Raw genomic sequence first — 25947 nt, 5'->3', positions numbered from 1 at the left:
TTTTATAAAAATTATTATTGGTGCAATAATCTAAAATTATTTATAATAAATAAACTAATAATATTAATTATTATAAAAATTTATGAGGTTATTTATATTACAGAGTATTCAGTTAAAGATATGGAAAATATTTTAACAAGATTAAGAGGTAATGAACTGATAAATATTACTGAATCTTCTCATTACATAAAAAGAGTGAAAAGGGATTATTGTGGTTCTGAGTTAAGTTATAATATTCTTAAAAAAAGCATTCCATTGTATATAAAATCTCCTATAAATAGCAAATTCAGAGTAACTTATTCACATCCAGATACAAGTAAATACAATCTTGTGATTGTGATATTTATAATTGATCTTGATAATATAAAGTTAATAACCACTTTTCCAGAATCCAAATCTAAAATTGAAGGAGGATTATGAATAATGTTTAAAGAACACAAAATACTAAATCATGAATATGACTGCGAAGCTGATGCATTATATATCAAAGTTAAAGATTATCCAAATCCCGAAGCTATTCCATTAACTGATAATATTGTATTAGATTTTACTAAAAAAGGGGAAATCGTAGGTTTAGAAATAATAAATACTTCTCATGTATTAAACACTACTGTTAAAAGTCTTGAAAATATTAGTAGTATAGATTTAATAGTTAAAGTTACTAAATATCAAATACTTGTTAATGCTATTTTCACATTACCTATTAAAGACCATGATGAGTTTAAAATAGCTAATGCTACTGTTGTCAATGATAGTAATATTCCATTTATGGATGAAAAATTAGCAACAGCCTAATTATTATTTTTTAATAATATAACTTTATTTATTATATTTTTTAAGCTGTAATTAAGATATAAAATTATTGTTTATTAGATTAATATTCACATTATTTAAAATCTTTTAAACTTTTTTAATTGATTATTTAACTATTTAAGAGCTATATAGTATAATAAATATAAATTATAATGATTTTATTAGAAAATAATATATATCATTGTGCAAGTTGAACATTTATGTTCCTTTTTATCTATAGTAAACGGGGAACATTTGGCAACTTGGTCCGTTTATAGTAGCTTATAGGGTCGTTTAGAGATGTTATAATGGTATCAAAGAGCTTTTATATTGGTAAAAAATAATATGGTTATACTTGGTTGTTATAGTTGGCTTTTAAATGAAAAGGTAAAAACCATTTTTTTCAAAAAATGAGAAAGCTGTTATATTGAAAATAAATAATTATAGATTTATTTATTTTCGTCTATGTATGCTATTGAAATATTTTAATTGCTTCCTCCAATTAGACTACTAAACTATTTGAAAATCTTATAGCTAAATCTTCAATGTCTTTATTTCTTACTAATTTATCAATCCATTCCTTTGGAATTTCATCAAAGCCATATAATAGACCAGCTAATGCTCCTGTAACAGATGCAGTAGTATCGGTATCTCCACCAAGATTAACAGCTTTTAAAACAGCTTCTTTATAATTATTTGTGGTTAATAAACACCAAATACTTGCTTCAATAATATCTACAATATATAGTCCACTATTTATCTCAGTATCTTTAAATTCATATATTTTATCTATGAATAATCTGTTGAAATAAGTTATTTGCTTTAAATCAAATTCAGAATTTTTTCCATTGAGATATTTATTTAAAAATTCAGGAATATCTTTTTGTAATCTACTATATATTTCATACTTATCTAAATCATTAAGTAGTAAATGTCTTAAAAATTCTAAAAAGTAAAAACATGCCATTATAGAACGAGTATGGGCATGAGTAATAGAAGAAACTTCTTTTATAATTTGAAATCTTTCACATATTGGTTTAAAGGTTATTATAAATAGAATTGGGGCTATTCTCATCATAGGCCCATTACCATTAGAATATTCATAGGATTCTCCAGATAAATTTGGATTTACTCCTTTTCTGAGATTATTGATTGCAGTATGAGTAGTTTTTCCAATACCAAAAGCTTCACCATCACCAGTCCAGAATCCTTCATCATACCATTTTATCATGTTTAAAGCAATAGTGTTTAAATTATATCCATCAATTAAACTTTCAACAAGAGCAAATGTCAATGAACTATCATCAGAAAAAGTTCCTGGTGGTTTATTATGTATAGTATATCCTTCCATATCAAAAACAGGAGTTTCATTAAGATGTTCTCTTGAGGCTAATTCCACAGGAACTCCCAAAACATCTCCAATAGCTAATCCAAATAATAAAGATTTTATTTCATAATCATAAACCATGTTAAATCCACCACACTAACTTTAATGATCTCTTCTAGTTCAAGTATAACCTAGATATTTTTATTTCGTAGATTAAAAAGTATAAAAACCAAATTTTACTCCAGTCATATAATGCATTTCACCCATTTTTCTCATTTCTTCATCTTTTTCGCCTAATTCATTATAAAAATCTAATCTTTCCTTATGGATTTTGTCTGCATTTGGATTCAAACCTTTTTCTTCATTTATTAACTCACCATCTTTATTGTAATACTTCGTTTTCATGAAATAAGCTTTATATTTATGAGCTAAATGACCTTTTTCATCATGACAAGTAGGTAAAAGATGGTAAGATATTTCAATTTTAGAACCATTTTTGTTTTTAATTGTTTCTTTTTGTGGTCCAAAAGCTTTTTCTATTGAATAACCCTCATCATCTGTTTCATATCCACCCATTCTTTTATCCTCTATTATTATATTCTTTTTTATACTTAATAAAGCTTTTAATTTTCATCACTCTTCTGAAAATATTCTATCTAAAAGCTTTTTTTCTTCTGTAGTTAATTTATCTCCGTTTACATACTTAGCAAACATTTTAGCAGAATTTAACTCGAAATTTTTATTAGGTTTTATTAGATTAGCTTTAATTATTTCATCTTCATATTGGGGGATAAATGGTCTGAAATATTTAGTAAATAATTCTCTTATAATATTAGTATTTTCATTTGCATAAAGTACTTCTTTTGGCATTGGTTCCCATTTCCCATACTTTTTAAAACGTTTAGCAATAATAGGAGGTTCTTCAGATTTAAATTTTTTTGGTAAACTATTATATATTTTGAAGAATTTATTAAATTCATTTTTTCCTAAACCTTTATAAACGATTAGAGGTGGTTTTGCTTCTTTTAGTTTAATATTTTTGAATTTATTTAAAATAGCTTCTCTAAATTTTTTAATTTCATCTTCGCTTAAATCTTTTTTATAAAATTTTTCAGTGATTAATTTTATAAAGTCATCACTTGGCTTGTCAATTTCTTTTTTTAAGTGTTTTTCAAAATTAACTGTATATAAAAGAAGTTTAGCTCTCGGTAAGATTTTTTTAAAATCATATTTTTCTTTTTTAAACAGTTCTAAATCAGTTGCATCTTCATTTGATGAATTATTTAAATCGATTTCAACGAAAGGTACTTTATCCATTCCTTTATTAATGCTGGTAAAGAATTTATAGATAATTCCATTAGTTAATATCCCTATTTTACAGTAAGGTATGTTGTTATAATATGTTTCCAACTGATCTCTGTGTTTTTCAGTAAGTTTGTTATGTACTGATTTACATTCAATTACAATTTTTGGTTTAAAATCACTATCTAATATGACAATATCAGCATATCTAATAAGTTTTTCCCTAGCACTTTGATTAATTTTTACTTTATATTGGCGTGTAACTTCTTTTGGGTCTTTGACATTATAGCCTAACAATTTTAAGAAAGGCTCAATTAAACTTTTTATGGTAGTGTCTTCGCAATTTATATATTTATTTTCTGGTAATTTTCTTATAAAATTACTTAATTCTTCCTCAAAAGACATTATTAAACCTCGAAATTAATTTATAATTAAAAAAAATAAGTTAGATTGAAGGAATTTTTTATTCATCTGTTAAAAACTAAAATTTATTTCTTGTTGATATGTTTATTAATAACTTCAAGATTTAACAAGCATAATATCCCTGAAATACCTATAATTAGGGCTCCTATTATTTGAAATGCATTGTTGAAATAACTCATTGAGATGGATATTATTAATACTGTGGCAGATATTATTAATAAGATTCCTCCTATTTTATTGTTTTTTTCAGAATAATAAGCTCCAAACACACTTAATATTAATAATAATAATATAATAATTAGATACAATAATGGTACCCACCTGAATAGGGTATTTAATAATAAATATGTTATTCCAGCAATTATTAAGAATATAATTCCATTTTTATCACTTTTATACATATAAAAAGTACCTATTATAAAAAAAATTAATGGAATTATGAATATTATTGATTCTTGAAATCTCAATGAATGAAATATTAATCCTATTAACGATATTCCTGCACCAATAAATCCTAAAGTTCTCATGTTAGGATCTCTTAAAGGATTTTTATAAACTTCCTGTAAACTTCCACCACAGCTCTTGCAAAAAGTTGCATTATCTTTATTTTCTTTTCTACATTCAGGACAAAACTTACTCATAATAAAAACTTCCTCTTTAATAGTAGTAATAGCTAGAACTCATCGCGGAGGACCAAATAAGTAAGATTATTACTATCCATATTATACTTATAGCTAATTGTATCCCTCCATGTTTTTTAGCACGGGAATCATCACGAGTTAATAGATATACAGCTATAATAAGACCAATCCAACCACCTAATAAAGTGAATATATAGCCTAATACAATAGCTAAGCTATGGTTTGATGGTTTCATACTTTTATTAATCCATTCTCCACAATTTTTACATTTACTCGCATTTGCAGGAATTGAAGAACCACAATAAGGACATAATCTATTATTAGAAGAATCTTCTGTTTTTAATATACCTCCACATTTTACACAAAACTTAGAATCAACATCATTCAAAGTTCCACAATTTAAACATTTATTTTTCTCCATAAAAATTAGCACCTCAATAATTTTTTATAAAATTTTTTTAAACTTTTTTATAAAATATAATTATAAATTATTTTTAATAGTATTTATAAATTTGTATGAAATTTGTCCTTAATTGTATAAATTATGTCTAAAATTCTATAAGATTATTTTAATTAATTACTATTATGGATGAAGAAAAGGCAAACTTGATTGCTTATGTAAAATCAGGGAAAAATCGATTAAAAGTTTTGGAAATAATTAAAAAGCATAAAAAATTAGTTTTCGCCTCAGATATAGCTGATGAAGTCGGAATTAGGGTTAACCATATGGGAACATTATTAAGAGAATTAGCTGAAAAAGGATTACTTAATAATCCTAATCCTTCCAATAAAAGACAAAAACTATATCAAATCAGCGAAAAAGGAAAAGAAATATTAAATTATTTCAAAGAATAACAAAACTAGAAAATTTTATAAATAAGAAAAACAGAATAATTATTAATATAGGGAAGACTTGCTTATTTGAATTAAACAATGAATTTTATCAAATTAACAAGATAAAAAGGAAAAGAAGTTTTAAAAGATATAGAATAAAACAAACTTTTAGAAAATCTTATAAATAACAAAATAAAACTGAATAATGAATTATATTTTAAAAAAGAAATTTTAAGATTTAAAGAGGAGGAATATAATGAAATTTAGTAAAATTTTATTGATTTTAGGCATAATTGCTCTTCTGTCTGCCTTTGCAATGAGTACAAGTTTTGCAATTAGTAGTGAGAAGATAACAAAGTACAAACTGTATTCTAACAGTACTTATAATAAAAAAATTGTGACTATTGATGAATTATCTATATCAAATCATAATGATAATGTTAAATTAAAATATTATAATATTAATATTAAGAAGAAATATCAAAATAAATACAAGTTAAAATCAGTGAATATTACTTATACATATCATAAAGAAAATTGGGAATCAGTTAAGGTTCACAAGAATTATAATGCAAAGAATAAAAATACCATAAAGATAAAAGGCTCACCAAAATATTATTATGTTGATATAACTATTAATTATTATACAAAGAGTAAAATAAAGAAAGAATCAATTTCTCTTCCATATAATAGTCATAAATGGAAAGGCACCTTTTATTATTATGGTAAAAAAAGTAACATAAAATTATATGAAGCAAAGAATATAACAGAAACACAATATTTGACAGCAGTTGATATAACATATGAAAAGTTTAAAGTTACTACAAAAAATAAAAAATACAAGATTAAAGAAGTTAAAGTTGTTTACTATGACTTTTATGGTGTGAATTCAATTAAGACTTATAAAGGTCATGGAAAAAATAGTTTGACAATTGAACCAAAATTTCCTAAAAAATTAGGTATTTTTGGAGGGCTTGGTGAATTTATAATAGTCTATTATTAATTCCAATACAAAACACACAAAAACAAGTAAACGGACTTGGAGGGATTTGAACCCTCGATCTTAAGATTAGTAATCTGGTGGGATTTTATTGACTAACAATTTTATTTTAATAAGACAACTCTACTTATTTCAGAATCATTTATAATTTCTTTGTTTATTTCTTTAGCTATTTTTTCTGCAAAATCATGGATTTCGTGGAATGTTGGCATGTTATCGAGAGTTAATCTTTCTCTTGAGTATCCTACACACATATATGCTTTTATTTCAACATAATCTGGGTTGGCTTTGTTTATTAATTTTCCATACTCTTCATGATTTTTCATGTTTTTTCCTTTAACACAAGTGGTTCGTATGCATGTTCTAGAATTAAATGTACTTAGTGCTTCAAGTGACTTGTTTATTTTTTCCCAAGGGTCATTTATTTGAGGGTTACATAAGTCTTTGTATACTTTATTGTTAGGTGCATCCAATGAAATGTATAGCTGAGTTGGTTCATTTTCAAGATTTTTTAATTTTTCATGCATTAATCCATTACTTACAAGAAAAGTTGTGAAATTTCGCCGTTGAAATTCAGCTAATAGCTCATCAATATCAGGATATAACATAGGTTCTCCAGCTAGGGAAATAGCTGCATTGTTTGGTTCTTTTGATTCAAGTAATTTTTTAGTATCTGCATTGTCATTACCAAAAAAACCACATAAGAGGTTATTTTGTGCTTCTATAGCCCCATCTATTATTGTTTTCACATCATCATAATCTCCTTCCCATTCGGTTCTAGTTAATGAGAGATCTCTCCAACAAAATGAACATTTTTGATGACAAAATGGTATGGCTGGTGACATTTGAAGACATCTATGACTTTCAATTCCATAAAATTTTTCTTTATAGCAAACACCCTGATTTAGCAAGCTTTTTTTTGTCCAATGACAGATTTTTGTTCCTGCATGACCATTTTTCCCAACAAACCGGTATCCACTATATTCTAATTTTTTCTGTTCTTCTAGGTTCAGTGACATATTATTCCTTTAAAATGATTGTTCTTATTGATATTGAATTTAATTTATTAAATTGTATTAAATTTGTTTCTTTAATAGTAATTGAGCTATCTAGATTAATTTTAGCTATTACTTATACCGAAATATTTTATATGATAATCTATAGTATTTTAAGATAATTTTAATTTTATATTAGTAATTCCATTATTAGATTAATTGATATTATAAATTATAGTTAATTATTATCTTACTATTTTTGTAGTTTAATTTTATTATAAATTTTATTATAGATATTCTTAAATAATTATATGATTAATCTTACAACTTATTTTTAACATTAGAATATAATCTAAAATATAATATTAAATTTAATATATAATATTATTTTTATTTACATTAATGATGTTAATAGAGTTTTTTAATGTTTTCAAATCAGCAATTCCTTATTGATAAATGATGGTAAGGTTGGATACTTTTAAAATGATATTTTGTTATTTTGCACTAAAACAAGTTTTTGATTATGCAAATAGTTTAAATATTCACAAGAATAACTTGAATTAATGGGAATGTTATAGAATTGAATTGTTAACTATTTTTTAATAGCTATTGTTTTTTATTTGTTTTTTTTATTAGATGGTTTTGAAATAAAAAGTAATAGTAATTTACTCTTTTTAATTTACTCTTTTTGATTTATTATTTTACATTTTTTAATATGAATTTATTATTACTATTTGCTTCATATTTTCCAATTTTTATTTTTTCGCATTTGAAAATTACATGATTTTGGTTTTCATTTGATTTTGTAATTTTTAGTTTAATGTATTTCGTCTTGTTTTTGGAGTTACTGGCTAATTGTATCTGTTTTTTATGAATATGTTAAGTATAGTATCTTTTTGCTATTCGTTATAGATGACCTTATTTAAACTAAATGTCGTTGGAATGACGTTTTTTATAAGTATTTAGAATAGCTAGTGTCTTTTTATTTCACCTATAACCTTCACATATCAATTCCTTCAGAAATTCCTTTATAAGCTAAAATAAGCCCTATATAAACTCTTTTAGTGAAAAATTATCAAAACATTTATATAGTAAATTGATATGAAGTATAGGTAATAAGTTTGTGGTTTCATATTCTTAAGGTCAAACCAGTCTTCTAAGATGAAAATTTAAAAATAATTTTTTTATTTTTTAATATATTTTGGATATTAATAATTTTGGCTTGTCTTGAGGTATGTGGCTCGGAGGCGGTATAATTAGTAGACATTCAAAATATGCGCTTTTAATTGCATTTTCTTTAATTATTTGCGCAGTTCCTCTTTCTGGGGAGAGTATCTTTGATACTCAAAAATTGTTATCTGGACATTATTCTGATAACATCTTACATAAAAATACAAAATCCATCAATTTCAATGAAGTATCAAAAGTTGGGGCTGCTACTAAGAAATTACCTACAGTTGGGAAACTATCAGGTAAAGCAGGACTAACAAAATTACAAAAGTATATGAATAAAAATCTTAACCATGCTAATGGAGGTTCTTCTTCAGCAGGAGGTGTTTCTAAGACACGTTCGGGTGACTGTTGGGGATTAGCTGAGTGGTCAGGTAAACAACTTAAAGCCAATGGTTATAATGTTCGAATTGTTCAAGGTAGATCTTCAGCTGCTTCAAATCATAGATGGGTGCAAGTTAAAATTAACGGAAAATGGGTTAATTTTGAATCTTCTTTAGTTACTAAAAAATATGGAAGTAAACCCTATTCTAAAACTTGTGCAAAAATAAATAAAGTTGTTAAGTATTTGAAATAGTTCAAATGCTTAATTTTTTATTTTTAATTTTATTATTGGTATTACTTATTTGGATTTTTTTGTTTTCTATTAGCTATTCTGTTAGTTTTTTAGTTTTTTTATTAATTATTTTTAAATATTCAATGTATATATCATAGTTATTTCAGAAACAGCTGGAATTATTTTTATAACATTTTAAACTAGATTTTTGGTTCTTTTTTTGACATAGGTGACAATATTACTATCAAATCAATTTATTAATTTTTTAAGATGCTAATTGTAATTAATTAAATAATTTTATATGTCTCTTAAGATATATTATATGATATAAAATTGTATCTTATAAAATTATATTATATTGAATCATATTGTGTGTAATTACATTTATATTGATTATATTGTATTAGATTATATTGAATTATATTGTATTAGATTATATTGTATTAGATTATATTGAATTATATTGTATTAGATTATATTGTATTAGATTATATTGTATTAGATTATATTGTATTAGATTATATTGATTATATTGTATTAGATTATATTGAATTATATTGTATTAGATTGTATTAGATTATATTGTATTAGATTGTATTAGATTATATTGTATTATATTGTATTAGATTATATTGAATTATATTGTATTAGATTATATTGAATTATATTGTATTAGATTATATTGAATTATATTGTATTAGATTAGATTATATTAATTATCAAAAATTATTATCATTAAAAAAAATGTTAGCTATTATATACAGTTATCCTATTAAATACAATTATAAATAAAGAATTATAAAAATTATTTTAATAATGTGAGGAATTTTTTTGTCTAAAGTTAAAACACCAATAGTTATATTGAATTTTAAAACTTATCTAGAATCCAGTGGAGAAAAAGCACTTGAATTAGCCAAGACATTAGAAAGCGTAAGTTATGAGTCTGGAATAACAATGGCTGTAGCTCCTCAAACTGCAGATATATTCAGAATAAATGATGAAACTAATATTCCTATTTTGGCTCAACATATTGATCCAATAAGTCCTGGAGGACATACTGGAAGCAATCTTTTAGAATGTTTAGTTGAAGCAGGAATTAATGGAACTCTTATTAATCATTCTGAAATTCAAATGAAGTTAGCTGATATTGATAAAATCATTAAGGGTTCTAAATCCAGAGATATATTTTCAGTTGTTTGCACAAATAATATTGAATCGAGTAGGGCTGCAGCTACCCTTAACCCCGAATTTGTAGCAGTTGAACCTCCTGAACTCATAGGTTCTGGAGTTCCAGTTTCTCAGGCTGAACCAGAAGTTGTTGAAGGGACAGTTAATGAAGTAAAAAGGATAAATAAAAATATAGATGTTCTTTGTGGTGCAGGAATATCAACTGGTGATGATATGGAAGCAGCAATAGAGTTAGGGGCGTCTGGCGTTTTGTTAGCATCTGGAATAGTTTTAGCTAAAGATCCCAAAGAAGCATTATTGGATTTAGTTAGTAAAGTTTAATATTTATCTTGTATTGTTGTTTTTCAAATTTTGAGGGAAAAAATGTCATTCAAGTTTAATGTCATTGATGATTTTGATTTTAAGAATAAAACTGTTCTAATTAGAATTGATATCAATTCTCCTGTTGATCCTAATTCTGGAGTTATTTTAGATGATACTAGAATGAAATTACATGGTGAAACAATTAAAGAATTATCTGAAAAAGGTGCTAAAACTGTTATTCTAGCTCATCAAAGTCGCCCAGGTAAAAAAGATTTTACTACTCTGGAACAACATTCTAAAGTTTTATCAAAAAATTTAAACTTAGAAATTAAATATATAGATTCTATTTTTGCCCATGATGCTATAAATAGTATTAAATCTTTAAAAAATCATGAAGTTCTTCTTCTAGAAAATGTAAGATTTTTTTCAGAAGAATCATTAAGCAGGACTCCAAAAGAACAGTCTAAGAGTATTTTAGTTAAAAAATTATCTCCTTTTATAGATTTCTTTATAAACGATGCATTTGCAGCAGCACACAGATCACAACCATCTTTAGTTGGTTTTAATGGAGTAATACCTTCTTTAGCAGGGAGAATTATGGAAAAAGAGCTAAAGATAATTCAAAATGCTCTTGAAAATGTTAAAAAACCATGTGTATTTATTCTTGGAGGAATGAAAGCTGATGATTCCATTGATGTTATGGAAAATGTCTTAAAAAATGAAACTGCTGATTTTATTTTAGTTACAGGACTAGTAGCTAACATAATTCTTTTAAGTGCTGGCATAGATATAGGTGACTTGAATGTTAAGTTTATAAAAGATAAGGGGCACTGTAAAATGGTTAAAAAATCAAAAAAGCTCCTTAAAAACTATAAAAATAAAATCATCTATCCAAAGGATGTAGCTATTGAGGATGAAAATGGAGAAAGAGTAGATGTAGCTATTGATAAAATACCTAATCGTCCTATTTTTGATATTGGTATTGAATCAATTAAGGATTATGCAAAAATCATAAGAAATGCAAAGACTATTTTTGCAAATGGCCCTGCTGGAGTATTTGAAAACCCTAAATTCGCTATGGGCACTGAAGATATCTTAAATACAATAGCTAATTCCAATGGTTTTTCCATAATTGGAGGAGGTCATATTGCAGCTGCAGCTGTATCTATGGGCTTTGAAAAAGATATGGATCATATAAGTAGTGGTGGTGGAGCTTGTATAAATCTTTTAGCTGGTAAAAAATTAGTTTCTGTAGAAGCATTAGAAAAATCAGCTAAGGAATAATCAATTTTTTGATTCAATCAATTTTTCATTAGTTTTTAGTTTTTAGTTTTTTGATTCAATCAAATTTTCACTAATTTTTTTAAAATAAAAATTCATAATTTATTAAATGCTTTTTTTAGTTTTTCTGAAGCCTTTTGAGGGTCATTACTATTCATAATAGCTGATACAACACATATTCCATTTATGTCATCTTTAGGTAATGAGTTAATGTTGTTTTCACATAATCCTCCAATAGCTAAGACTGGAATTTTTACAGAATTTCTAATTTCTTTTAAATCGTCAATTGTTATGCAATCTGTTTTTTTAGTTTCCGTAGGGAATATTGCACCTACTCCTATGTAATTTGCTCCATTATTTTCTGCTTTTTTAGCAGTCTCAACTGTAGAAGCAGAGACTCCTAAAATTTTATCATTTCCAATAAGTTCTCGTACTTTCTTTGCCGGCATATCACTTTGACCTATATGTATTCCATCAGCATCTGTAGCTAAAGCTATATCTAGTCTATCATTTATAATAAATGGAATGTCATACATATCTGTCAATTTTTTGGTTTTTTTAGCTAAGTTATAGAATTCTCCAGTCGAAATTGTCTTTTCTCTAAGTTGAACCACTGTAACTCCTCCAATAATAGCTTTTTCTATTATTTTTAGAAACTCAGCATCTGTTTTATTATCTCTATTTGTAACTAGATAAAGAGAATAATCAATTTTATTTTTCATTAAATTCCTCAGTTTTAAATAACTTTTATTTATTGTATATGGCATAATTAAATAATAATCTAGTATATTTATTGCATATTTATTTTATTAATAGTTGAGATTTTTTTATATTTGAACTATATTATTAATAAGATGGAGTTTAATGTATAATCTAAAATCTTATAAGATATAATATAAAAATTTAAATAAATTATTTATATTATTAAATTATAATAATAAATGCAGTAATGAGTTTTTATTATAATATTATTTTGTTCATTTTAATCTATTAATTTTTATAGAATGGAATTTATAGAAAAATAAATACTAATAAATCAATAATAACTTATAATCCTTATAATAATTTATAATGGCTAATAACGATTAGTAATAATTTATAATAGCTAATAACGATTAATAGTAAATTATAATAGTTAGTAACAATAATTAATAGCTAATAGCACTTAGTAGTAGCTAATAGTTAGTACTAACTAGTGATAGTTAATACTACTAACGTAATAAGTATTGATAGTTAATAATAGCTAATAATAACTATTATACATGTTGAAATTTATAATATTGTTGCTAATTTGATTATTTTGTAAGTCAAATTTCTAGGTGATGATTTTCATCTAAAATAGTATTACAAATAATAGAATAAGTATGTTGAAAAGAATAGAATAATCATTGAATTTCAGTAAAGTATTTAAGCTAATATTTACTAAAAGAGTGATGTTAAAACTTATATTTGGAAATGCCTCGGTAGCTCAGTCTGGTGGAGCGCGAGACTTGTAATCTCGTGGTCGCGGGTTCAATTCCCGTCCGGGGCTTTTAAATAAATTTATTTGTAGTTTTAAATATAATTGTGTGATTAATGATTCATATATTCGTGTTTAATGACTTGTTGGATATTTAGTTAAATAATATGCCTCTAGTAGCATATCAATAAAATTTTTCACGATGAATTGTAATTATAATGAATTTTATAAAGATTTATTCAACTAAATTGTCTATTAATCATAATTTGTAATTATTTATAAAAGTATAAATAAAAAAAGTATATATAATATTAAAATTAAGATAAAATAGTTAACATAATTAGATTGTGATTAATTAGTTATAATGTCAATTTTGTTATAATTAACATCATAACTAACAAAAACCATTAATCTTGATTGTTTGATTTACATTAGTTTAATTTGGGACCATAGGGTAGCTTGGTCGATCCTTTGGGCTTTGGGAGCCTGAGACTCCGGTTCAAATCCGGGTGGTCCCACTTTTTAAACCCGCCTTAGCTCAATTTGGCAGAGCGTTGGACTGTAGATCCAAATGTTGCTGGTTCAAGTCCGGCAGGCGGGATTTTATATTTACTCATAAATAATAGAAAATAATATAATATCACATGAAATTAGATGTTAATTAATCATATCTGAGCTAATAAATAAGATAAAGTTCCATATTGCTTGAATAATATATAGTAATATTGATATCTCTAATTAGTTCGTTATTTAATAAATAATGTGTTAGAAAACCAATATTCTCCAATATAAGCTGTTTTAAAATGAGAATTTTTCTATTTGATGAAAATATAATTTTTAAATCCATATTCATGATAATCTTAAGTATTTTTAGTTGAAATATAAATTTAACTTTTAATATAATGAATTCTAAGGCAGTATAATCTTTTTTGATTATGTTGTTAGAGAAAATTCAGATTGAATTTTGGTGTAAATCGAAAACTATATATATGAGTATTTTTATAACTTTCTAATGAGTGAATTATATAGATTAGAGTTTTATTATTGTGACTTGAATTATATATAATAATTTTCTGATTTTGAACTTCTGCCCTGGTGGTGTAGGGGCTATCATGCGGGCCTGTCGAGCCCGCGACTCGGGTTCAAATCCCGGCCAGGGCGTTCAATTATATTCATGAAAAATTTTTATATTTAAAAGTACATAAATCCACAGTATTACATGTACGAAATAAATATATTACAGTATAATACATAAATATATTATGTATCATTATATATATTATATATAATACATAAATACAGCATATACTTGATATTATTACATTTGTAACTAGGGCCCGTAGCTCAGTCTGGCAGAGCGCTTGGCTTTTAACCAAGCGGCCGCGGGTTCAATTCCCGTCGGGCCCGTTCTGATTTTATATTTGAATTTTCTAGCTGGAGGAATTATTGGTGAAAGAGGATATTTTAAAACATGAACTTGTTCCAAGGCATGTTATTTTATCTGAATCTGAAATTGAGAAGGTTTTTAAAGATCTGGATTTTGAAAAAGATCGTCTCCCTAAAATAAAAAGTGATGATCCTGTTGTTAAAGCTATTGAAGCTAAAAAAGGAGACATCTTAGAAATTACAAGAAACAGTCCTACTGCAGGGACATTTGTTACATATAGGTTAGTTGAAGGTTAACTTTTTTATGGAAAATTATTAGTCATTTGGCAATACTTATTGAATTCTTATTATATTTTTATTTTTTATCTGAATTTGATATCGAAAATCTGATATCTGAACTTATTAATATATTATTTGACTTTAAAATAAGTTTAAAGAGATATTATCTGAAATCATTATAAAAAAATGTTATTTAAAATTTATTAATGAAGTATAGGGGTATAATAAAAATTAACATTATTATTAAAATCAGAATAATATTAAACTATAAAAATAATATTTAAATCAATATTAAGAACTTTTAATTTATTCATTTGATTTATTTGTTGATAATAATATATCATTTTGATTATATCCTTGTATTTATTGTTTACTGTAATATTAGTGTATTTGTAACGTAATTAAATATCATTCGATCGTAAAAATTGATTATAATGTATTATATTTTATTACACTATAATTTACTATACATTAAAGTATAATTTACTATATTAACTTAATTTACTATATTAAATATTTATTCTGGAGGAAGTCCATGAAGAACAATACATGGGGATTGGTAGACGCATTTTTTAATAAATATGAATTGGTTGATCACCACATCAAATCATATAACGACTTTGTAAATAATCGTATACAAAATATAATTGACATAACCGAGCCTATTACATTGGAACAAGGAGAATATGTTCTTAAAACAGGTAAATTGGAGATAAAAAAGCCATTCACTAAGGAAGCAGATGGTTCTAAAAGTTTAATTTATCCTACTGAAGCAAGACTTCGAAACTTGACTTATTCTGCACACATGTCTTTAGAAATGGCTTTAAATAAGGGTGAAGAGGATAATCCCTTAGAAAAAGTCTATATTGGTGAATTGCCTCTCATGCTCAAATCAGACATTTGTCATTTAAACGGTCTTGATAAGGATGAACTACTAGCTAAAGGGGAAGATCCACAAGATCCTGGTGGATATTTTATTGTAAATGGTTCTGAAAGAGCTGTTGTAACAATGGAAGAAATAGCTCCAAACAAAATTATTCTTGAAAGATTAGGTGAAATTGAAGATAGAAGGGCTAAAGCTATTGTGACTTCTATAAAAAGTGGTTTTAGGGCAAGAATTTCATTAGAATATAGAAAGCCACGTAAAAGTGGGGTATTTTTAAGAATATCTTTCCCATATGTCCCTGGAGAGATTCCTTTAGTAATATTGCTTAGGGCTTTAGGTTTATCCACTGATGAAGATATTATTACAGCTATTTCTGATGATTTTAATTTCCAAATGGTAATAGCCGATGATATCCAAGTTTCAGAAGCAGCACTTAAACTTGATTCTAAAGAGATGGATGAACTTTCTAAAGAAGAAAGAGAAGAATATCTTCAAAATGCAGCTATTAAATACATAGGTAACAGAGTAGCTAAAGGTATGACTGAAGAATACCGTATTAAGCGTGCTGAAGATGTTATAGATAGATATTTACTCCCACACATGGGTGTTGAAGGTGAAAAGCGAAACAGCAAAGCTATTTACTTGGCTGAAATGTGTGAAATGCTACTTCAAGTTATTTTTGAAATGAGAGAACCTCATGATAAGGATCATTACACTAATAAAAGGCTTCGTGTTTCTGGAGATTTAATGGAAGATTTATTCAGAGTAGCTTTCACAAGTTTAACTAGGGACATGAGCTATCAGCTTGAAAGGAGTATATCTCGTGGGAAAGAACCTTCTATTAGACAAGCAGTTAGATCTGATGTTTTAACTGAAAATATAAAACATGCAATAGCCACTGGTAATTGGGTAGGTGGAAGGGCTGGTGTAAGTCAGCTATTAGATCGAACTAGTTATATGGGCACACTTTCACATTTAAGACGTGTTGTTTCACCATTAAGCAGAAGTCAACCTCATTTTGAAGCTAGGGATTTGCATCCAACACAATTTGGTAAGATTTGTCCTAATGAGACTCCAGAAGGGCCTAATTGTGGGTTGGTAAAGAATTTAGCTCTTATGTGTAAAATATCTGAAGGTTCAGATACAGAAGAAATTGAAAATGCCATTAGAGAAATGGGTATTTTGAAATAATTATTATTTTTTTATTTTTATTTGGAGGAGTTTGGTGAATAAAGCTAAAATTTACATAAATGGGGAGTTAATTGGAACTTGTGATGACCCTATTGATTTTGTAGGGGAAATGCGAGAAAAAAGAAGGTCTGGTGAAGTTTCTGATGAGATGAATATCACCTACTATGAAGAAACTGATGAAGTATATATCTTTAATGATCCAGGAAGAGCTAGAAGGCCTCTTATAATTGTTAAAGAGGGAGTTCCTTTACTTGAAGAAAAACACATGGATGAATTAGAAAAAGGAGAAATCAGATGGGATGATTTCATAAAGTTAGGAATTGTAGAATATTTAGATGCTGAGGAAGAAGAGAATTCTTACATAGCTATGGGGTTGAATTCTTTAAATGAGGATCATACTCATTTGGAAATAGATCCTTCTACAATGCTTGGTATTTGTGCAGGGATTATTCCTTTTTCTGATCATAATTCTTCTCCTAGGAACACTATGGAAGCAGGGATGACAAAACAAGCATTGGGTCTTTATGTTTCTAATTATGCACTGCGTACTGATACTAGGGCACATTTATTACATCATCCTCAAACACCATTAGTTAAAACACGAATAATTGATGCAACAAACTATGATAAACGCCCATCTGGGCAAAATTTTGTGGTAGCAGTCATGTCTTTTGAAGGATATAACATGGAGGATTCTTTAATTTTAAATAAATCATCACTTGAAAGAGGAATGTCTAGATCTTCTTTCTTTAGATCTTATGAAGCATCTGAAAGAAGATATCCTGGTGGACAAGAAGATAAATTTGAAATTCCAGAAAAAGGAGTTAGAGGATATCGTTCTGAAGAAGCTTATAGGCATTTAGATGAAGATGGAATTGTTAATCCAGAATCTTATGTAGAATCTGGTGATGTTTTAATTGGAAAAACTTCCCCTCCAAGATTTTTAGAAGAGATTGATGAGTTTGGAACTGTAGCTGAGAGAAGAAGAGAAACTTCTGTTACTGTAAGGCATGGTGAAAAAGGTGTTGTAGATGCAGTTCTTTTAACTGAAACCGTTGAAGGAAGTAAATTAGCTAAAATAAGAGTTAGAGATACTCGGCAACCTGAATTTGGAGATAAATTTGCTTCAAGACATGGACAAAAGGGTGTTGTAGGTCTTATATTATCTCAAGAAGACGTTCCATTTACAGAAGATGGGGTTGTCCCAGATTTAATAGTTAATCCTCACGCTATCCCTTCTAGGATGTCTGTTGGTCAAGTTATTGAGATGGTTGCAGGAAAAGCAGGATGTATGGAAGGACATCGTATTGATGGAACTCCATTTAATGATGATATGGAACAAATAACAAAAGATGCTCTTACAGCTAATGGATTTGAATCAGCAGGATGTGAATCACTTTATAGTGGTACAACTGGTGAAAGAATTGAAGCTGAAATATTTGTAGGAGTAGCTTATTATCAGAAACTCCATCATATGACTACTGATAAAGTTTATGCTCGTTCAAGAGGACCTGTACAAGTTCTTACAAGACAACCTACTGAAGGTAGAGCTCGTGAAGGTGGCCTTAGATTTGGAGAGATGGAAAGAGATTGTTTAATCGCTCATGGAGCAGCTCTCGCATTAAAAGAAAGACTTTTAGATGAATCTGATAAATATGAAGCTATTATTTGTGGAGACTGTGGTATGATATCTGTGTATGATAAAATACGGGACAAGAAATATTGTCCTATTTGTGGAGATGTGGATTCTTATCCAGTTGAAATTTCTTATGCATTTAAATTATTACTTGATGAGCTTAAAAGTCTATGTATTTTCCCTAAATTAGTTTTAGAGGATAAGGCTTAGAAAAAAATCAATTAACCATTTTAATTAAGATTAATATTATCGAATAAATTAATATTATTTTAATTAAAGTTATTTTCATATTATTAAAATTATTATTCAAATTAAATCTATTATAAGATTATTAAAAAATAATTAAGAAATCTTATAAATCCAAATTATTATTCAAATTAAATCTATTATAAAATAATTAAGAAAATTATTATAGATAAAAATTATTTATTTAAAATCATTTATTAAATTGTGGAATTATATGAAGGAGCCAATATTTTGAAAGGAATAATAAAACAGATTTCTCAAATTAACTTTGGACTAATGTCTCCAGAAGATATAAGGAAGATGTCTGTTACTAAAATTGAAACTCCAGACACTTATGATGAAGATGGTTATCCAATTGAAAATGGATTGATGGATCCTCATTTAGGTGTTATTGACCCAAGTTTGAGATGTCGTGCTTGTGGTTCTAAAGGTGGAGAATGTCAAGGACATTTTGGTAGTATAAATTTAGCAAGACCCGTAATTCATGTTGGATTTGGTGATACAATTCACAAAGTTTTACGTTCTACATGTAATTCTTGTGGCCGTATTCTTCTAAATGATACTGAAATAGTAGAATACAGAGAAAAACTTGATGATTTAAAAGAAAATGAAGATAGTACTAATGACGTTATAAAAGAAGTTTATACAGTTGCCCGTAAAGATAAATGTCCTCATTGTGATGAAGAACAAGAAGACATTAAAATTGATAAGCCTATTTCAATAATTGAAGGAGATTATAAATTAACTCCAAGTGAAGTTAGAGAAAAATTAGAAAGAATATCAGATGATGATGCATACATTTTAGGAGTTAATCCTGAGGTAGCTCGTCCTGAATGGATGGTTTTAACTGTACTTCCAGTTCCTCCTGTAACTGTGAGGCCTTCAATTACTCTTGAAACTGGAGAAAGGTCTGAAGATGATTTGACTCACAAACTTGTGGATATATTAAGAATAAATCAAAGATTGATTGAAAACATGGAAGCTGGTGCTCCTCAGCTTATTGTTGAGGATCTTTGGGAACTTTTACAGTATCATGTTACTACTTACTTTGACAACGAAGCTTCAGGTGTTCCTCCAGCAAGACATAGATCTGGAAGACCTCTTAAAACACTGGCTCAAAGACTTAAAGGTAAAGAAGGTAGATTTAGAAGTAATCTATCTGGTAAAAGGGTTAATTTTTCAGCACGTACTGTAATATCTCCTGATCCTAACATAAGTATTAATGAAGTTGGTGTTCCTGAGATGATAGCTAAGGAAGTTACAGTCCCAGTACATGTTAATGACTGGAACATTGATGAAATCAAGGAGCATATTAGTAACGGACCTGATGTTCATCCTGGAGCTAATTATGTTATAAGACTTGATGGTAGAAAAATACGGGTTTATGATGAAACTAAAGAAGCTATAGTTGAAAAATTAGAACCTGGTTACATTGTAGAGCGCCATTTAAAAGATGGAGACATAGTTCTATTTAATCGTCAGCCTTCTCTTCATAGAATGTCAATGATGGCTCATGAAGTTAAAGTTCTCCCATATAAAACTTTCAGACTTAATTTATGTGTTTGCCCTCCATACAATGCAGATTTTGATGGGGACGAAATGAACATGCATGTTTTCCAAACTGATGAATCAAGAGCTGAAGCTAAATCTTTGATGAGAGTACAAGAACATATTCTATCTCCAAGATTTGGAGGACCAATTATTGGAGCTATACATGATCACATATCTGGAGCATATCTTCTTACAAGGACAGGTTCAACTTTTACTGAAGAACAAGCTTTCCAAATCATAAGAAAAGCTAAACTTCCAATTCCTAAACGAAAACATGAAGATTGGACTGGAAAGGAATTGTTCAGTTTATTGCTTCCAGAAAAACTTAATATGCAATATAAGGCAGAAATTTGTCAAAAATGTGATGAATGTAAACTTATGGACTGTGAAAATGATGGATATGTAGTTATTGAAGATGGACAACTTATTTCTGGTGCTATGGACGAGAAAGCATTTGGTTCTTTTTCAGGTAAGATATTGGACAGTATTATGAAAGAATATGGTTCAGATGAAGCTAGAAAATTCCTTGATTCTTCAACGGACTTAGCTATTTCTGGTATTATGAAAGCTGGAATTACTACAAGTACCAATGATGAAGAAATTCCTGATGAAGCTAAAGAAAGAATTGAAGATCATCTTCACAATGCAGAGAAAAAAGTAGATCAACTTGTTGCAGCTTATGAAAATGATGAATTGGAGTCATTACCTGGAAGAAGCCTAGAAGAAACTCTAGAAATGAAAATTATGCAAGTTCTTGGTGAAGCAAGGGATAAATCAGGAGAAATAGCTGAAAGTTACTTTGGAATGGATAATCACTCTGTTATAATGGCAACAACTGGTGCAAGAGCATCTATGCTTAATTTAACTCAGATCACTGCGTGTGTCGGACAACAGTCTGTTCGTGGTGGTAGAATTGATAGGGGATACATTGAAAGAACATTGCCTCATTTTAAAAAGAACGAATTAGGGGCAAAAGCTCGTGGATTTGTTCATTCAAGTTATAAAGAAGGTTTGGATCCTATTGAATTCTTTTTCCATGCTATGGGTGGAAGAGAAGGTTTGGTTGATACAGCTATTCGTACTGCTCAAAGTGGTTATATGCAAAGAAGACTTGTAAACGCATTGCAAGATCTTAATGTAAAAGAAGATGGATTAGTAACAGACAACAGAGGAATGGTTATACAAACTATGTTCGGTGAAGATGGTGTTGATCCAGCTAAAAGTGATTATGGAAAAGTTGCTGATTTAGATAAGATCATTGATGAAATGAGAGTTAAAAAATAGCTATTGGATAGGTGATTTTTGTGGAAATAATTGACAAAAAAATAATTGAAAAGGTAGAGAAAATAGCTAAAAAGAAGAAAGCAGAATTTCCAGAAAGTTATATTTATGATATTTCTGAAGCATATGTTAGAAGAGAGCTCACTGAGAAAGAACTTGAAACACTCATAATTAGAGTTAGAAAAGCTTATGAAAGAGCTAGGGTCGAAGCTGGAGAAGCTGTAGGAACTGTTGCTGCTCAATCTGTTGGGGAGCCTGGTACTCAGATGACCATGCGTACTTTTCACTATGCAGGAGTAGCTGAATTAAATGTTACTCTAGGTCTTCCAAGACTTATTGAAATTGTAGATGCCAGAAAAAAGATTTCAACTCCAACTATGGCTATATACTTTGAAGATGATAAAAAAGAAGATGAAGAATTTGTTAAAAGATTAGCTAATCGTATTGGTAAAAGTACTATGAATGATATCTTGAAAGATTTCTATATTAATTATGCTGAGATGAAAGTTGATGGTATTATTGATGAAGAAAAGATTGAAGATAAAAGACTTGATAAAGATGAAATTTTAGCTAATGTAGAAAAAGCTTTTAAGAAAGTAATTACTATAAATGATAATAAGCTAACTTTTGAACCAGCAAAACCAAGTATAAGAGAACTCAGACTTCTTGCAGATAAAGTCCGTTACTTACAAATTAGTGGTGTTAAAAATATTGGAAAAGTCATTATAAGAAAAGAAGATGAATGGATCATACATACTGAAGGTTCAAATCTTGGTGATATTCTTGAAATTGATGGTGTAGATAAGGTTAGAACAACCACAAATGATATTCATGAAATTGAAACTGTTCTTGGTATCGAAGCAGCCCGTAATTCTATTATTAATGAGGCTCTTCGTACTCTTGAAGAACAGGGTCTAAGTGTTGATGTTAGACATATTATGCTAGTCGCTGATATGATGGCTGCTGAAGGTTCTGTTAGATCCATTGGTCGACATGGTATTAGTGGTGAAAAATCCAGTGTTCTTGCTCGTGCAGCATTTGAAGAAACTGGTAAACATCTTCTCCGTGCAAGTATAAGGGGAGAAGTTGATAAATTAACTGGCATAATTGAAAACATTATCATTGGACAACCTATACCCCTTGGTACCGGCTCAGTCGGTGTTGCAATGAAATCAAATAAAAATAAATCGAAATAATAAAGGAGGCAGATGATGGACGTAGATAGAGGAATTAGAGTAGCAGTTGACACAGGTGATGTGACACTAGGCTCTGAAAAATCAATTCAATCTTTGAAATTAGGAAAAGGACAACTTGTTGTTGTTGCTGAAAATAGTCCTAAAAATATATTAGAAGATGTAGAATACTATTCTAAACTTTCAGAAATTCCAATTTACATTTTTAAAGGAACAAGTGTAGAATTAGGTTCTGTTTGTGGTAAACCTTTTACTGTGGCTACTTTAGTCATAAACGATCCAGGAGATTCTACTATATTAGAAATAATGGGGTAGATTTTTGTGGCTATTAAATTTAACGCAAACGAAATAAGATACATAGCTCTATTTGAAAGTATGACTGGTGCTATGGTTAAAGATTGTATCATAGATGAAGATAATGGAAAGGTCACATTTGTTGTTAAAAATGGTGATATGGGTTTAGCTATTGGTAAAAAAGGTAGTACTGTTACTAAAGTTCAAAAAGCTGTTGATAAAGGTGTTGAAATTATCGAACATTCTGCTGATGCAACTGAATTTATTAAAAACTTAATGGCCCCAGCTGAAGTTAAAAGTATTAAGTTGCTTCAAAAAGAGAATAAAGAAAAAGTGGCTACTGTAGTTACTGATTCCGTAAACAAAAGAATAGCTATCGGTAAAAATGGTCACAATATTGAAAAAGCTAAATTATTAGCCAAAAGGCAATATAATATTAGTAACATCATTTTAAAATGATGTTATTTCAATATTTTTTATTAAAAGTATTAATTTAGTAGTATATTTTTTTAAAATGCTATAGAATCATATCTATTAAAATTATTATTTGCATAAAGTTTTATTAAGTATAATACATCTTAATCATGTGTATTAGATAATCATAGGATTTATTAAATATATAATTTAATAAATAAAAAATAAATAAAATATATAATTAAATCCATAAATACAACAATTTATTATTTAATAAGAATAATTTAATAATGAATTTTTAGTATTATTATATCCATATTATAATTATTTAGCAATATTATAATGATTATTGTTATCATTATTATGATTACTGTTACTCTTATTACTATTGCTATGATTATTGTTAATTATTTGATAATGAAAATCTAATTATTTGATAAATATGATTATTATTAACTTATTTAATAAAATTATTAAAATTGATTTTATACATAAAATTTATAAGGGTTGTAATTTATATACATTTATAATAGATATGGTTTAAGTAATATATGTATGAATTAGTTAAATTCAAAAGTCTTAATATATCTAAGAAGAGTATTTTGAGTTTAGAATGTAGCTACATGTGTGCCAATAGTTATAGATCCTACTAATTATGCATAATTGTATTTAAAATCAGTCTTTTATAGATAAATTTCATTGATATTTGATATAGTTTAAGAAACATAATTCTTATTTTCTAATTCAATGTTTTTAGTATACACTACTTAAATAGTTGTGTTATTTTTGTTTATCTATTATCTATAGTATATTAGCTAATATTATGTAGAAATATCATAAATATGAAATTAAATAATAAATATGAGATTAAATAATAATTTCAATAAATGAGAAAATTGATAGAAATTATAGAGTATTATAATTATTCAATAAATTGATAAAATTGAATTTATAGAAAATTAATGATATTAATGATTATTAATTACTAGACATTAATAGACTATTGATTTAAAATATTAACTAAAAAATTAGATTATTAGTTTAGAATATTAATTAGACGAATATTAATTAGACTATTAATTTCTGAATATTAAATAAACTAATAGCTAATAAATTTGAAAGTATTAGTTAAAAAATTAATAGTTAAATTTTTACAATGCTCAATCAATTATTAAAGAGATTCATGAGTTATTTGAATTATCTCGATAAAGTTATAATGAGGAAAAAATATGCCGGGACTTTTCGCTGCAAAAAAACTTAAAAAGAATAGACAAAATTTCAAATGGAAAGATGTGGATTACAAAAGAAAAGCTTTACGTTTAGATGTTAAAGCTGATCCCCTTGAGGGAGCACCTCAAGCAAGAGGGATTGTTATTGAAAAGGTTGGAATAGAAGCTAAACAGCCTAATTCAGCTATACGAAAATGTGTTCGTGTTCAATTAATTAAAAATGGTAAACAGTTAACTGCATTTGCTCCTGGCGATGGAGCTATTGGCTTTATTGATGAGCATGATGAAGTTATGATTGAAGGAATTGGTGGACCATCTGGAAGATCTATGGGAGACATTCCAGGGGTTCGTTGGAAAGTAAGTAAAGTTAACAATGTTTCATTAGAACAAATGGTTCGTGGAAAAATAGAAAAACCTGTAAGATAATGGGGTAGTTTAATGAGTCAAGTTTTTGATAAATGGGATTTAAAAGATATAAAAGTTGAAGATTTAGGTTTAATTAATTATATATGCTTAGATGAAACTTTAGTTCCTCATACTTTAGGAAGACATGTTAGAAGGCAGTTTGCTAAATCTAAAGTTTCTATTGTTGAAAGATTAATGAATAAGGTCATGAGAACTCAAAGAAACTCTGGTAAAAAGAATAAAGCTTATAATATAGTTAAGGATTCTTTTGAGGTTATTAATAAAAAAACTAAGCAAAATCCTGTTCAAATTTTAGTAAAAGCAGTTGAAAATACTTCTCCTCGTGAAGAAACTACAAGAATTAAATATGGTGGAATTGGTTACCAAGTAGCAGTAGATATAGCACCTCAAAGAAGAGTAGACCTTTCTTTAGGATTTTTAACTAGAGGAACCCTACAATCAGCTTTTAAAAATAAAAGATCTGTAGCTGAATGTTTAGCTGATGAATTGATGCTTGCTTCTGAACATGATACAAGAAGTTTTGCTATTCAAAAGAAAGAAGAAAAAGAAAGAGTAGCTAGAGCTGCACATTAATTAAATTAAAATTAGTCAATTAATTTAATAA

General features: G+C 27.5%; 23 protein-coding genes and 5 tRNA genes. 21 read left to right on the top strand and 7 right to left on the bottom strand.

The window, feature by feature from the left end; translation table 11 throughout:
* Nucleotides 1-120: 120 nt before the first annotated feature.
* Nucleotides 121-420, top strand: a complete 300-nt coding sequence (locus tag MBCUT_RS08360) for a hypothetical protein (protein WP_067260229.1) — start codon at nucleotides 121-123, stop codon at nucleotides 418-420.
* A gap of 3 nt (nucleotides 421-423) precedes the next feature.
* Entirely contained in the window at nucleotides 424-795 is a 372-nt protein-coding gene (locus MBCUT_RS08355) for a DUF2283 domain-containing protein (RefSeq protein WP_067260228.1), read from the top strand.
* Nucleotides 796-1294: 499 nt separating this feature from the next.
* Here the strand turns inward: MBCUT_RS08355 and MBCUT_RS08350 are convergent, their stop codons facing one another.
* The 5 genes from MBCUT_RS08350 to MBCUT_RS08330 form a co-directional block, all read right to left on the bottom strand.
* A complete protein-coding gene (locus tag MBCUT_RS08350) occupies nucleotides 1295-2260 on the bottom strand; it encodes an ADP-ribosylglycohydrolase family protein (RefSeq protein ID WP_067260227.1) in 966 nt (321 codons plus the stop codon).
* A gap of 72 nt (nucleotides 2261-2332) precedes the next feature.
* Nucleotides 2333-2695, bottom strand: a complete 363-nt coding sequence (locus MBCUT_RS08345) for a hypothetical protein (protein WP_067260226.1) — start codon at nucleotides 2693-2695, stop codon at nucleotides 2333-2335.
* A 57-nt stretch (nucleotides 2696-2752) separates the two neighbouring features.
* Nucleotides 2753-3826 carry a type I restriction enzyme HsdR N-terminal domain-containing protein gene (locus tag MBCUT_RS08340; RefSeq protein WP_067260225.1) on the bottom strand — a complete coding sequence of 358 codons (1074 nt, stop codon included), beginning with the start codon at nucleotides 3824-3826 and terminating at the stop codon, nucleotides 2753-2755.
* A gap of 83 nt (nucleotides 3827-3909) precedes the next feature.
* Nucleotides 3910-4485: a zinc ribbon domain-containing protein gene (locus MBCUT_RS08335; RefSeq protein ID WP_067260224.1), complete on the bottom strand. Its 576-nt coding sequence runs from the start codon at nucleotides 4483-4485 to the stop codon at nucleotides 3910-3912.
* A 16-nt stretch (nucleotides 4486-4501) separates the two neighbouring features.
* A complete protein-coding gene (locus tag MBCUT_RS08330) occupies nucleotides 4502-4906 on the bottom strand; it encodes a zinc ribbon domain-containing protein (RefSeq protein ID WP_067260223.1) in 405 nt (134 codons plus the stop codon).
* A 164-nt stretch (nucleotides 4907-5070) separates the two neighbouring features.
* Between MBCUT_RS08330 and MBCUT_RS08325 the strand changes: the two genes are divergently transcribed.
* Complete coding sequence (locus MBCUT_RS08325) at nucleotides 5071-5340, top strand: methyltransferase family protein (protein WP_067260222.1); 270 nt, start codon at nucleotides 5071-5073, stop codon at nucleotides 5338-5340.
* Between the two features lie 235 nt (nucleotides 5341-5575).
* Nucleotides 5576-6322: a hypothetical protein gene (locus MBCUT_RS08320; protein ID WP_067260221.1), complete on the top strand. Its 747-nt coding sequence runs from the start codon at nucleotides 5576-5578 to the stop codon at nucleotides 6320-6322.
* Nucleotides 6323-6423: 101 nt separating this feature from the next.
* On the opposite strand, the gene twy1 is transcribed toward MBCUT_RS08320, so the two are convergent.
* Nucleotides 6424-7338 carry a 4-demethylwyosine synthase TYW1 gene (gene twy1 / locus MBCUT_RS08315; RefSeq protein WP_067260220.1) on the bottom strand — a complete coding sequence of 305 codons (915 nt, stop codon included), beginning with the start codon at nucleotides 7336-7338 and terminating at the stop codon, nucleotides 6424-6426.
* A 1210-nt stretch (nucleotides 7339-8548) separates the two neighbouring features.
* Here twy1 and MBCUT_RS08310 point away from each other — a divergent pair.
* The 3 genes from MBCUT_RS08310 (at nucleotide 8549) to MBCUT_RS08300 (ending at nucleotide 11875) form a co-directional block, all read left to right on the top strand.
* Entirely contained in the window at nucleotides 8549-9121 is a 573-nt protein-coding gene (locus tag MBCUT_RS08310) for a transglutaminase domain-containing protein (RefSeq protein WP_067260219.1), read from the top strand.
* Nucleotides 9122-9931: 810 nt separating this feature from the next.
* Nucleotides 9932-10609 carry a triose-phosphate isomerase gene (gene tpiA, locus MBCUT_RS08305; RefSeq protein WP_067260218.1) on the top strand — a complete coding sequence of 226 codons (678 nt, stop codon included), beginning with the start codon at nucleotides 9932-9934 and terminating at the stop codon, nucleotides 10607-10609.
* Between the two features lie 42 nt (nucleotides 10610-10651).
* Nucleotides 10652-11875: a phosphoglycerate kinase gene (locus MBCUT_RS08300; RefSeq protein ID WP_067260217.1), complete on the top strand. Its 1224-nt coding sequence runs from the start codon at nucleotides 10652-10654 to the stop codon at nucleotides 11873-11875.
* 92 nt (nucleotides 11876-11967) lie between these two features.
* Here MBCUT_RS08300 and thiE read toward each other — a convergent pair whose 3' ends face one another.
* On the bottom strand, nucleotides 11968-12594 hold the full coding sequence (thiE, locus tag MBCUT_RS08295) for a thiamine phosphate synthase (protein ID WP_067260216.1): 627 nt from the start codon (nucleotides 12592-12594) through the stop codon (nucleotides 11968-11970).
* A gap of 735 nt (nucleotides 12595-13329) precedes the next feature.
* Between thiE and MBCUT_RS08290 the strand changes: the two genes are divergently transcribed.
* From MBCUT_RS08290 to MBCUT_RS08225, 14 genes are all read left to right on the top strand, one after another.
* Nucleotides 13330-13403 (top strand) — tRNA-Thr (locus tag MBCUT_RS08290).
* Between the two features lie 371 nt (nucleotides 13404-13774).
* Nucleotides 13775-13849 (top strand) — tRNA-Pro (locus MBCUT_RS08285).
* Nucleotides 13850-13858: 9 nt separating this feature from the next.
* A tRNA-Tyr gene (locus MBCUT_RS08280) sits at nucleotides 13859-13932 on the top strand.
* A 488-nt stretch (nucleotides 13933-14420) separates the two neighbouring features.
* A tRNA-Asp gene (locus MBCUT_RS08275) sits at nucleotides 14421-14492 on the top strand.
* Nucleotides 14493-14664: 172 nt separating this feature from the next.
* A tRNA-Lys gene (locus tag MBCUT_RS08270) sits at nucleotides 14665-14738 on the top strand.
* Between the two features lie 42 nt (nucleotides 14739-14780).
* Complete coding sequence (locus MBCUT_RS08265) at nucleotides 14781-15014, top strand: DNA-directed RNA polymerase subunit H (RefSeq protein ID WP_211263795.1); 234 nt, start codon at nucleotides 14781-14783, stop codon at nucleotides 15012-15014.
* A 517-nt stretch (nucleotides 15015-15531) separates the two neighbouring features.
* Nucleotides 15532-17073, top strand: coding sequence for a DNA-directed RNA polymerase subunit B'' (locus MBCUT_RS08260; RefSeq protein WP_067260214.1), 1542 nt, complete (start codon nucleotides 15532-15534; stop codon nucleotides 17071-17073).
* A 34-nt stretch (nucleotides 17074-17107) separates the two neighbouring features.
* Complete coding sequence (gene rpoB / locus MBCUT_RS08255; protein WP_067260213.1) at nucleotides 17108-18919, top strand: DNA-directed RNA polymerase subunit B; 1812 nt, start codon at nucleotides 17108-17110, stop codon at nucleotides 18917-18919.
* Nucleotides 18920-19186: 267 nt separating this feature from the next.
* Complete coding sequence (locus MBCUT_RS08250) at nucleotides 19187-21790, top strand: DNA-directed RNA polymerase subunit A' (protein WP_067260212.1); 2604 nt, start codon at nucleotides 19187-19189, stop codon at nucleotides 21788-21790.
* A 20-nt stretch (nucleotides 21791-21810) separates the two neighbouring features.
* Entirely contained in the window at nucleotides 21811-22983 is a 1173-nt protein-coding gene (rpoA2, locus tag MBCUT_RS08245; RefSeq protein ID WP_067260211.1) for a DNA-directed RNA polymerase subunit A'', read from the top strand.
* A gap of 12 nt (nucleotides 22984-22995) precedes the next feature.
* The gene (locus MBCUT_RS08240) at nucleotides 22996-23295 is read left to right on the top strand and encodes a 50S ribosomal protein L30e (RefSeq protein WP_211263793.1); all 300 of its coding nucleotides are present in this window, start codon (nucleotides 22996-22998) and stop codon (nucleotides 23293-23295) included.
* A 6-nt stretch (nucleotides 23296-23301) separates the two neighbouring features.
* Complete coding sequence (locus MBCUT_RS08235) at nucleotides 23302-23733, top strand: NusA-like transcription termination signal-binding factor (protein ID WP_067260209.1); 432 nt, start codon at nucleotides 23302-23304, stop codon at nucleotides 23731-23733.
* Nucleotides 23734-24917: 1184 nt separating this feature from the next.
* Entirely contained in the window at nucleotides 24918-25343 is a 426-nt protein-coding gene (locus MBCUT_RS08230; protein ID WP_067260208.1) for a 30S ribosomal protein S12, read from the top strand.
* A 12-nt stretch (nucleotides 25344-25355) separates the two neighbouring features.
* Nucleotides 25356-25916, top strand: a complete 561-nt coding sequence (locus MBCUT_RS08225; protein ID WP_067260207.1) for a 30S ribosomal protein S7 — start codon at nucleotides 25356-25358, stop codon at nucleotides 25914-25916.
* The last annotated feature ends 31 nt before the right edge of the window (nucleotides 25917-25947 follow it).

Source organism: Methanobrevibacter cuticularis (assembly GCF_001639285.1).
In the GTDB taxonomy this organism is placed as follows: Archaea; Methanobacteriota; Methanobacteria; order Methanobacteriales; family Methanobacteriaceae; genus Methanobaculum; species Methanobaculum cuticulare.
Note: the sequence above shows the minus strand (reverse complement) of the source record. Positions and strands in the feature narration are given on the sequence as shown.

What these genes read in the sequence shown, in the direction of transcription:
- MBCUT_RS08345 (WP_067260226.1), bottom strand. Translation starts at nt 2,695, where the DNA reads ATGGGTGGATATGAAACAGATGATGAGGGTTATTCAATAGAAAAAGCT.
- MBCUT_RS08350 (WP_067260227.1), bottom strand. Translation starts at nt 2,260, where the DNA reads ATGGTTTATGATTATGAAATAAAATCTTTATTATTTGGATTAGCTATT.
- MBCUT_RS08310 (WP_067260219.1), top strand. Translation starts at nt 8,549, where the DNA reads ATGTGGCTCGGAGGCGGTATAATTAGTAGACATTCAAAATATGCGCTT.
- thiE (WP_067260216.1), bottom strand. Translation starts at nt 12,594, where the DNA reads ATGAAAAATAAAATTGATTATTCTCTTTATCTAGTTACAAATAGAGAT.
- MBCUT_RS08325 (WP_067260222.1), top strand. Translation starts at nt 5,071, where the DNA reads ATGGATGAAGAAAAGGCAAACTTGATTGCTTATGTAAAATCAGGGAAA.
- MBCUT_RS08230 (WP_067260208.1), top strand. Translation starts at nt 24,918, where the DNA reads ATGCCGGGACTTTTCGCTGCAAAAAAACTTAAAAAGAATAGACAAAAT.
- MBCUT_RS08360 (WP_067260229.1), top strand. Translation starts at nt 121, where the DNA reads ATGGAAAATATTTTAACAAGATTAAGAGGTAATGAACTGATAAATATT.
- MBCUT_RS08330 (WP_067260223.1), bottom strand. Translation starts at nt 4,906, where the DNA reads ATGGAGAAAAATAAATGTTTAAATTGTGGAACTTTGAATGATGTTGAT.
- MBCUT_RS08300 (WP_067260217.1), top strand. Translation starts at nt 10,652, where the DNA reads ATGTCATTCAAGTTTAATGTCATTGATGATTTTGATTTTAAGAATAAA.
- MBCUT_RS08355 (WP_067260228.1), top strand. Translation starts at nt 424, where the DNA reads ATGTTTAAAGAACACAAAATACTAAATCATGAATATGACTGCGAAGCT.
- MBCUT_RS08240 (WP_211263793.1), top strand. Translation starts at nt 22,996, where the DNA reads ATGATGGACGTAGATAGAGGAATTAGAGTAGCAGTTGACACAGGTGAT.
- MBCUT_RS08335 (WP_067260224.1), bottom strand. Translation starts at nt 4,485, where the DNA reads ATGAGTAAGTTTTGTCCTGAATGTAGAAAAGAAAATAAAGATAATGCA.
- MBCUT_RS08340 (WP_067260225.1), bottom strand. Translation starts at nt 3,826, where the DNA reads ATGTCTTTTGAGGAAGAATTAAGTAATTTTATAAGAAAATTACCAGAA.
- twy1 (WP_067260220.1), bottom strand. Translation starts at nt 7,338, where the DNA reads ATGTCACTGAACCTAGAAGAACAGAAAAAATTAGAATATAGTGGATAC.
- MBCUT_RS08260 (WP_067260214.1), top strand. Translation starts at nt 15,532, where the DNA reads ATGAAGAACAATACATGGGGATTGGTAGACGCATTTTTTAATAAATAT.
- MBCUT_RS08225 (WP_067260207.1), top strand. Translation starts at nt 25,356, where the DNA reads ATGAGTCAAGTTTTTGATAAATGGGATTTAAAAGATATAAAAGTTGAA.
- MBCUT_RS08320 (WP_067260221.1), top strand. Translation starts at nt 5,576, where the DNA reads ATGAAATTTAGTAAAATTTTATTGATTTTAGGCATAATTGCTCTTCTG.